This is a genomic window from Sphingopyxis granuli NBRC 100800 (assembly GCF_001591045.1).
In the GTDB taxonomy this organism is placed as follows: Bacteria; Pseudomonadota; Alphaproteobacteria; order Sphingomonadales; family Sphingomonadaceae; genus Sphingopyxis; species Sphingopyxis granuli.
This window is the reverse complement of the sequence record NZ_BCUA01000120.1, coordinates 1-8,102: the sequence shown is the minus strand read 5'-3', so window position 1 is coordinate 8,102 and position 8,102 is coordinate 1. Positions and strand designations below refer to the sequence as shown.

7 protein-coding genes are annotated in these 8,102 nt (G+C 65.7%); 3 read left to right on the top strand and 4 right to left on the bottom strand.

The features are described from left to right. From SGR02S_RS17985 to SGR02S_RS17975, 3 genes are all read left to right on the top strand, one after another. The coding region (locus SGR02S_RS17985) for an efflux RND transporter permease subunit (RefSeq protein WP_067113268.1) at positions 1–2,684 on the top strand (2,684 nt) is incomplete at its 5' end. Continuing rightward, complete coding sequence (locus SGR02S_RS17980; protein ID WP_067113265.1) at positions 2,677–2,976, top strand: DUF3240 family protein; 300 nt, start codon at positions 2,677–2,679, stop codon at positions 2,974–2,976. The genes SGR02S_RS17985 and SGR02S_RS17980, both read left to right, overlap by 8 nt. Then, positions 2,973–4,220 carry a TolC family protein gene (locus SGR02S_RS17975; RefSeq protein ID WP_067113263.1) on the top strand — a complete coding sequence of 416 codons (1,248 nt, stop codon included), beginning with the start codon at positions 2,973–2,975 and terminating at the stop codon, positions 4,218–4,220. The genes SGR02S_RS17980 and SGR02S_RS17975 overlap by 4 nt, the downstream gene beginning before the upstream one ends. A gap of 7 nt (positions 4,221–4,227) precedes the next feature. Here SGR02S_RS17975 and SGR02S_RS17970 read toward each other — a convergent pair whose 3' ends face one another. The 4 genes from SGR02S_RS17970 to SGR02S_RS17955 all read right to left on the bottom strand — a co-directional run. Beyond that, positions 4,228–5,088, bottom strand: a complete 861-nt coding sequence (locus SGR02S_RS17970; protein WP_067113255.1) for a class I SAM-dependent methyltransferase — start codon at positions 5,086–5,088, stop codon at positions 4,228–4,230. Then, the gene (locus SGR02S_RS17965) at positions 5,085–6,569 is read right to left on the bottom strand and encodes an efflux transporter outer membrane subunit (protein ID WP_067113254.1); all 1,485 of its coding nucleotides are present in this window, start codon (positions 6,567–6,569) and stop codon (positions 5,085–5,087) included. The genes SGR02S_RS17970 and SGR02S_RS17965 overlap by 4 nt, the downstream gene beginning before the upstream one ends. After that, complete coding sequence (locus SGR02S_RS17960) at positions 6,566–7,690, bottom strand: ABC transporter permease (protein ID WP_067113252.1); 1,125 nt, start codon at positions 7,688–7,690, stop codon at positions 6,566–6,568. Before SGR02S_RS17960 ends, SGR02S_RS17965 begins: the two co-directional genes overlap by 4 nt. 6 nt (positions 7,691–7,696) lie before the next feature. Then, positions 7,697–8,102 (bottom strand): ABC transporter permease (locus tag SGR02S_RS17955; RefSeq protein ID WP_156483125.1); only part of this gene is annotated, 406 nt, incomplete at its 5' end.

Sequence of the window (8,102 nt, the reverse complement as noted above, 5' to 3'; positions counted from 1 at the left end):
CCCCGATTTCCACACCGCTTTCGGACATTTACATGTTCACAATCGAGGGACCGCTCTCGCTTCAGCAAAAGCGTGAACTGCTCGACTGGACCATCCGCCCCGCGCTTCGCACCGTGCCGGGCGTCGCCGATGTGAACGCGCTGGGCGGCTTTGTGCGAACCTTCGAAGTCCGCCCCGATCCCGTTGCGCTTGCGGCGGCAGGCCTCTCGATCGCGGACATCCAGACGGCGATTGAAAGCGGCAACCGTAACGATGGCGCGGGACGGCTGAAAAGCGGCGAGGAATCGCTGATCGTGCGCGCGGTCGGCGCAATCCGGTCGGTCGAGGATCTACAGCAACTGGTGGTTCAAAGCCGCAACGACCGCATCGTTCGGCTGGGCGATCTGGCGACGGTCGGAACCGGCAGCCTGACGCGCTATGGCGCGGTCAGCAAAAACGGTCAGGCCGAAGCGGTTCAGGGGCTGGTGATCGCCCTGCGCGGCGCCGATGCGCGGCAGGTGGTGGATGGTGTCCGCACCCGCCTTGCGGAAATCGAAAGCACATTGCCCACAGGCACCCATGTCGATGTTTTTTACGACCGCTCCGACCTGATCGCGCGCGCCGTCGGCACGGTCGAGAAAGCCTTGCTCGAAGCGGCCGTCCTTGTCGTCGTGCTGCTCATCCTGTTCCTTGGCGACTGGCGTGCGGCGGCGATTGTCGCCGCCACTCTGCCGCTGGCGGCGCTCATCACCTTCCTCTTCATGCAGGGCATGGGCCTTTCGGCCAATCTCATGAGCCTTGGCGGTCTTGCCATCGCCATCGGCCTGCTGGTCGACGGGTCGATCGTGGTGGTGGAAAATATCGTCGAACGGCTCGGCCGGGCACACGAGGAGGGAACCCCGCGCCTCAACCTCGTCTATCAGGCGGCAAGTGAAGTCATCGTGCCGGTCTCGGCCGGTATCGCCATCATCGCACTGGTGTTCCTGCCGCTGCTGTCGCTGCAGGGCCTTGAAGGCAAATTGTTCGCGCCGGTTGCGCTCACCATCGTCTTTGCGCTGGCCGGCTCGCTCCTGCTCGCGCTCACGCTCGTTCCGGTGCTTGCATCCTTCGGCCTGAAAAGCGGCCATCATGGTGAGCCGTGGCTGATGCGCCAGCTTGGTCCCCGCTACCGGGGTCTCCTCGATGGCGCCTTCGCGCGCAAGCGGCTGGTTTATGGACTATCGGCGGCAGGGCTGGTCATCGCCGGCATCGCCTATGGCGCGGTCGGCAAGACCTTCATGCCGACGATGGATGAAGGCTCTATCATCGTCCAGCTCACCAAGCTGCCCTCCATCGATCTTGACCAGTCGGTTCAGGGCGACATGGCCGCGCAGCGCGCATTGATGCGCGTGCCGGAAGTGCAGGACGTGATCGCGCGCGTCGGATCGGACGAAATCGGACTTGATCCGATGAGCCCCAATGAGACCGACAGCTTCGTCCGCCTGAAGCCGCGCTCCGAATGGCGCGGCGACAAGGATCTCATCGTCGAGGATATGCGCAAGGCGATGGCAGGCCTGCCCGGCATCGAGCCGAGTTTCACCCAGCCGATCGAGATGCGGGTTTCCGAAATGCTGACCGGTGCGCGCGGCGATCTTGCCGTCAAGATTTTCGGGCCGGATCTGGCGACGCTGGGCGATCTCGCGGGTCAGGTGCAGGAGATTCTGTCAAACGTCGATGGCGCATCCGAAGTGCTGACCGTCGCCAATGACAGCGTAGACTATCTCCAGCTCGACATCGACCGCGCCGCCGCCGGGCGCTTCGGCATGCCGGTCGACCAGATACAGGATGCGTTGCGCGCGCAGATCGAAGGCGTCCATGTCGGCGTCGTCGCCGATGGCCAGAAGCGCGTGCCGATCGTCATTCGCGGCGATGAGACGCTGCGCGCCGATCCCGCCCGCTTTACCGATCTGCAATTGCACACGCCCGCCGGAATTGTCGCCCGGGTCAGCGACATGGCGCGGATCGAGCGGACAGAGGGGCCGGTCAAGCTTGACCATGAGAACGGGTCGCGCTTCGCGCTGGTGCAGGCGTTCGTCTCCGGGCGCGATCTGGTCGGCTATGTCGATGAAGCGAAGGCCGAGGTCGGCGCGAAGGTCAAACTGCCTTCCGGCTACAGCATCGTCTGGGGCGGACAGTTCGAAAACCAGCAGCGCGCTTCGGCCCGGCTGGCGCTCGTCATTCCCATCGCGCTGCTGCTGATCTTCTTCGTTCTCTTAGGGACGCTGCGCTCCCTGCGTGCATCCGTGCTCATCCTTGTCAACATTCCCTTCGCCATGGTGGGCGGGATCGTCTCGCTCTGGGCTAGCGGCGAATATCTGTCAGTCCCCGCCTCGGTGGGCTTTATCGCGCTGCTTGGCATCGCGGTGCTCAACGGGCTGGTCATGGTCACCTATTTCCGCCAGCTCCGGGCCGATGGGCGGAGCATGGCCGAAACGGTGCGCATCGGCGCCGAGCGCCGCCTGCGCCCCGTCCTGATGACCGCCAGCATCACGGCCTTCGGCCTTGTGCCGCTGCTGTTTGCGACCGGCCCCGGATCGGAGATTCAGCGCCCCCTCGCCATCGTCGTGATCGGCGGCCTCATCACCTCCACCCTGCTGACGCTCATCCTGCTGCCGATCCTGTTCGAGCGTTTCGGCGAAAGCGCGGGAGAAACCGACAATGGCTGACATCCTGCTGACCTTCCATTGCGCCTCGCATGACGCCGATAGCGTGACCGACGCACTCCGCGCCGCCTGCAACGCGCCGATCCATATCGCCGAGCAGGCCGTGCGCGGCTGGGACTTCGGCGACGCCAGCACGGCGGAACGGGTGTCGGGTCTGCTACGCCGCAGCGCGCTGGAACTGATTGTCGATGAGGACGTCCTGGGGACACTGGTTGACGCGGTCACGCAATCGAAGCGGTCGCTGCCAGTGCGCTGGCACGTAGTCCCGGTGTCAGCCCAGGGGAGGATCGCATGAGATCGCCGCTTTTCCTAGGGGCGCTTGTCGCGTTGCTCACGCCCGCCGCGGTTCTGGCCCAGCGCGCCGATTTGCCGCCGAGCGAAAAGGTTGCCGAAGCGCTGGACAATCATCCGGCCGTAGCGGCCGCGCGGGCACGGGTGGACGCAGCCCGTGCCGACCGCGACATGCTGGCGAAGGGAACCCATGAAATTGCCGTTACCGGCAGCTATGTTCGCCGCAGCGTGGACAGGGAAGGCGGCTACGACGAGTTCGACGCCACGATCGCCCGTCCGTTCCGTCTGCCGGGCAAGGCGGCGCTCGATCGCGAGGCCGGCGCTCTGGGCATAGAGGTCGCGGAAAACCGGATGGAGGATGCCCGGCATCAGACGGCTTTGCTGCTCTCCGGCTATTGGAACGATTGGCTGGTTGCCGGTGCGCTGTATCGCAACGACCTCGATACGGTGCGCTGGCTGGAAAAGGAGCTGTCCGCGCTGCGCCGGCGCGTGGCGTTGCGCGATGCGGCGGCGATCGATGTCGATCAGGCCATGGCGGCGCTGGCCCAGGCCCAGGCCCAGGCCGCGAACTCGCTCGCGGCGCGCGAACAGGCGCGTGTGGCGCTTGCCGCGAATTTTCCAGAGATACCGCTTCCCACCGAGCCGCCGGAAACCTCCGTTGCGATGGTGCCGCCGCAGAGGCTTGCGGCGATGCGGGATCTGGTGATCGAACGCAGCCATGAAATCCGCGCCGCCGAGCGTGAGGCACAGCGGCTGGCGGTCGTCGCGCGGCGTGTTCGCGCGGACCGGATTGCCGATCCGTCCTTCGGCGTCCGGCTGTTCAGTGAGCGGAGCGGCATGGAGCAGGGCGCGGGGGTCGTCATGTCGATGCCGCTGGGCGGCGGCCACAGGCGCGCGGCGGCGGACCGGGCTTTTGCGGAAGGCAATGCCGCGCAGCTTGAGCATATGTCCGTCCAGCGGACCGTGAGGGCCATCGCGGACGCCGATCTGTCCAGCGCCACCTTGCGGCTGGAGGCGTGGAAAAACACGGATCTGTCAGCGCAAAGCGCCGCCAACGCGCTGGTCCGAACCGAACGTGGCTACCAGCTCGGCCAGATCGACCTTGGCGACCTGCTCTATGCCCGCCGTCAGGCGGGAGAAGCGCGCCGGTCGGAGATCATGGCGCGATCGGAAGCGGCCCGCGCCCTGCTCAAGCTGGAGATCGACTCACATAGCCTGTGGGTGGTTCACGATGAGGATGGCGGTTGACGCCAGGTCACGCGCGGGCGCTCACCAGCCAGGCTTTCGCGCCCATGCGAACACCTTCATCATCGCAATTGCGCTCGAACAGTTGGACGAGGCTGCGGTGAACGGCCACGCGCGTGTCGTTCCCGCTCGCCCGGACGAGATCGCCGACCTGCATGCCGTCGAGCACGAAGCGGGTGGCGCTCTCGGGATCGCTGCCGGGTCCGCCGACGCGCTGATCCCCGGTCCAGGCGTCGAACGATATGTTGGAGAAACCGGCGCTTCGCAGAAGATCGGTCACATAGTCCTGCTCACCCAGCGCGAACGGACCAGGCTCGCGCGGCTGCGGCGTGGGCAGGTCGATATGCCGACGGATTGCGGCCATGACATTGCGCTGCCACGGATTGTCGGCGATCGGCGCCCACACCGCGATGTCGAGCCTTCCACTAGCACGCAGCATTCGGCGCAGATTGGCGAAGGCGGCATAGGGATCGGGAAAGAACATCGTGCCGAAGCGGGAATGCAGCCGGTCGAAGGGGGCTTCTTCAGGCATGGCCGTCGCGGCGTCGCCTTGTTCGAAGCGGATGTTGGCAAGACCGGCGCGCTGCGCCCGATCCGTTGCCGCCGCCACCAGTTCGGGCGATATGTCGAGGCCGAGCGCCAATCCCGTGTTGCCCGTCCTTTCGGCGATCCGCCTCGTCGTCCAGCCGCCGCCGCAGCCGATATCGACCACCTTCTCCCCGGCAACATAGGCTGCTCGCGCGAGCAGCGCTTCGCCGATCGGTTCGATCATGCTCTCGAAACGATCGAGCTGGGCAAGCCAGCGTGTGCCCGCTTCACCCGCCCAGTCGTGCGCGGCAGGTTCCTTGCTGTTCCCGTCAGCGTCATTCATTGCCCTTCTCCCACTGTGGCACCAATTGAAACGTGTTTGGAAGTCGGCGCATCGGGCAAGTCCCAGCCCCCACCGATCGCCTTGTACAACGCCACCAGTTGCACCGCCGTTGTGGCATGCGCGCGGGCACAGGCGGTTTCAGCTTCGTGCAGGAGGCGCTCGGCCGCAAGCAGTTCAATCCGCGCGATATCGCCGGCGGCAAAACGAGCCTCGGCGTGGCTGAAACTCCGGCGTGAAGCCTCGAGCGCCGTTTGACGACGCGCGAGCGCATCGCGTCCGGCGTCATAGTCGCTCAAGGCGCGCTCCGCGTCGCCCAATGCGGCCAGGACGGCCTGTTCATAGCCCAGCGCGGCCTGCCGCTGAACGGCCTCCCGCGCGCGTATCTCCGCACGTACGCGGCCGCCGTCGAACAAGCGCCAGGAAATGAGCGGCAGGATCGAGTAGCGGGTGCTGGAGGCGTCGAACCAGTCGCCCGTGCTAAGCGCCTGAAATCCGCCGCCCGCTGCGATAGAGAGCCTGGGAAACAGTTCGGCGGTCGCCACGCCGATCTCGGCGGTGCTGGAGGCGAGGCGCCGTTCGGCAGCCAGAACATCGGGGCGACGCCGCAATATATCGGCACGTTCCCCCACGGGCAGCGCCGGCAGTATGAGAGACGACGCGGTGGCATCGAGCAGCTTGAGTTCACGTTCCGGCGGTGAGCCGAGCAGGACACCAAGGCCGAGCACCGCCCCGCGCTGCCGTGCCTCTATGCCCGGCAGCAGGGCGTTGGCGGCGGCCCAGCGTTCATGGGCTGCGTCCACGTCGGCACCGGCAACATCGCCGAGCGCAGCGCGTCCGCGCATGAGTTCCAGCGTTTGGTGCAGCGTCGCCACCGTCGCCCGCTGCGCGCGTAATTCTTCTCTGGCGCCGGTCGCCTCGAACCATGCGCGTGCGACTTCGGCCGCGATCCGCATACGCACGCCCTGCGCCTCCGCTTCGGTCGCCTGCAAGCGGGCGTTCGCGCCTTCCAGCGCCCGCCGGTTGGCGCCGAACAGGTCGAGTTCCCAGGCCGCGTCGAAGCCGGCTTCGTAGATCGTCTGAGACGCATCGAGGCTGGGAATGGACCCAACGGGCAGCGGGCCGTTCTCGCTTTGCCGACGCTGGTTCACACTGGCGCCAGCAGAAACCGTGGGCAGTTGCCGGCCAGCGGCGCGGTCTCGCAGCGCGCGCGCCTCGTCGATCCGCGCGGCAGCTTGACGGATATCCAGATTTTGCGCCAGTGCGGTATCGACCAGCCTCTCCAGTTCGGGATCGCCCAGGGCCCTCCACCAGCGGGTAAGGCCGGTTGGCGCGGAGTCTGCCGCGACCGGCCGGGTCCAGCCGCTGCCGGTATCAACGGACGGTGGCGCGCGATAGTCGGGGCCGACGACACAGGCCGTCAACGAGGTGCAGCCGACTATCACCGCCGCAAGGTGCGGCCACCGATGGGGGATGCGTATCATTGCAGGCGTCCTCGAACGAAGATGGTGGCCATGGTGAGCGACACCAGGGCGATCAGCGCCAATGGCCAGAGGCTGGCAAATATGTCGCCGGGCGCCATGGCTTTCAGAAAGCTGCCTTCGACGATGATCAGGAAATGGGTGAGCGGAATCGCCTGCGCCAGCCATTGCAGCAGCATGGGCATGTTCTCGACCGGCGTGGCAAAGCCCGACATCAGGACGGATGGCACGCCGATCGCGAAGGCGCCAAGGATGGCTTGCTGCTGGGTCGCGCTGATCGCCGAAATCATCAGGCCGATGCCCACCACCGACAGGATGAACAGGACCAGGCTGACAAACAGCAGCGCGAACGACCCGTTGAACGGAATCCGGAACGGTCCCGCAGCAGCCGCCATCATCAGAAGTCCGAGCATGGTGCCGATAACTAGCGCCGGCAAGGATTTGGACAGGATGATTTCCAGCGTGGAGGTTGGCGACACCAGCAACTGGTCGAAGGTTCCCAGTTCGCGTTCACGGGCGATCGACAGCGAGGTTATGAGCAGCGCGCTGAAGAACGCCAGGATGCCCGAGAGGCCGGGCACGATGAACCAGCGATAGGTCAGATTGGGATTGAACCAGTTGCGCACCGCCACCGGCGTCGCAGGACCTGTGCCGGGGTTGGCCTCCGCGCCGACTTCGGCGGCGATGGCGGAGAGATAACTGGCGGTGATCTGTCCTGAATTGCTGCGCCGGCCGTCGATCAGCATCTGAACGCGACCGCTGTCTCCGGCAGCGATTGCGCGCGAAAAGTCCGGTTGGATATCGATCGCCGCGATCACCTTGCCCTGGTCGATCAGGCGTCCCAGTTCCTGACTGTCGGTCACGCGATAGACTTGGGTAATGAAGTCGGCCCGATCGAGCCGCGTGATCAGTTCATGCGACCAGCGGCCCGCATCCTGATTGTGCACGGCAATATCGACATTGCGCACTTCGAGCGTTGCGGCGAAGGCGAACACCAGCAGTTGCAGCAGCGGCGGCATGAACACCACCATGCGGCTGCGCGGATCGCGCAGGATGCTCAGCACTTCCTTGACGAACTGGGCTCGCAGCCGGGTGAAACTGAAATAGCTATCGGGTCGCGCCATCGCCGCTCACTCCAGGTTCTTGCGCGTGGCGCGCTTTGCCAGAAGGAAAAACAGGATGCCGATTGCGCCCATCGCCAACAGGTTCGGCACGAAGACGGCCCAGATGTCTCCGGTCAGAAAGACGGTTTTCAGCGAAGACACGAAATAACGCGCCGGTATCGCCCAGGTGATGGCCCGGATCGGCGCGGGCATCGCGTCGATCTCATAGAGAAAGCCCGACAGCATGAAGGCCGGCAGAAAGCCGGAGAACAAGGCGATCTGCGCGGCCAGGAACTGGTTGCGGGTGACAGACGAAATCAGCAGTCCCTGACCCAGCGCCGGCACCATGAAGGTGGCCGAAAGCAGCAGGAGCGCCGCCAGCGATCCGCGCAGCGGCACGCCGAACACGAAGACCGCCAGCGCGGTCGCACCG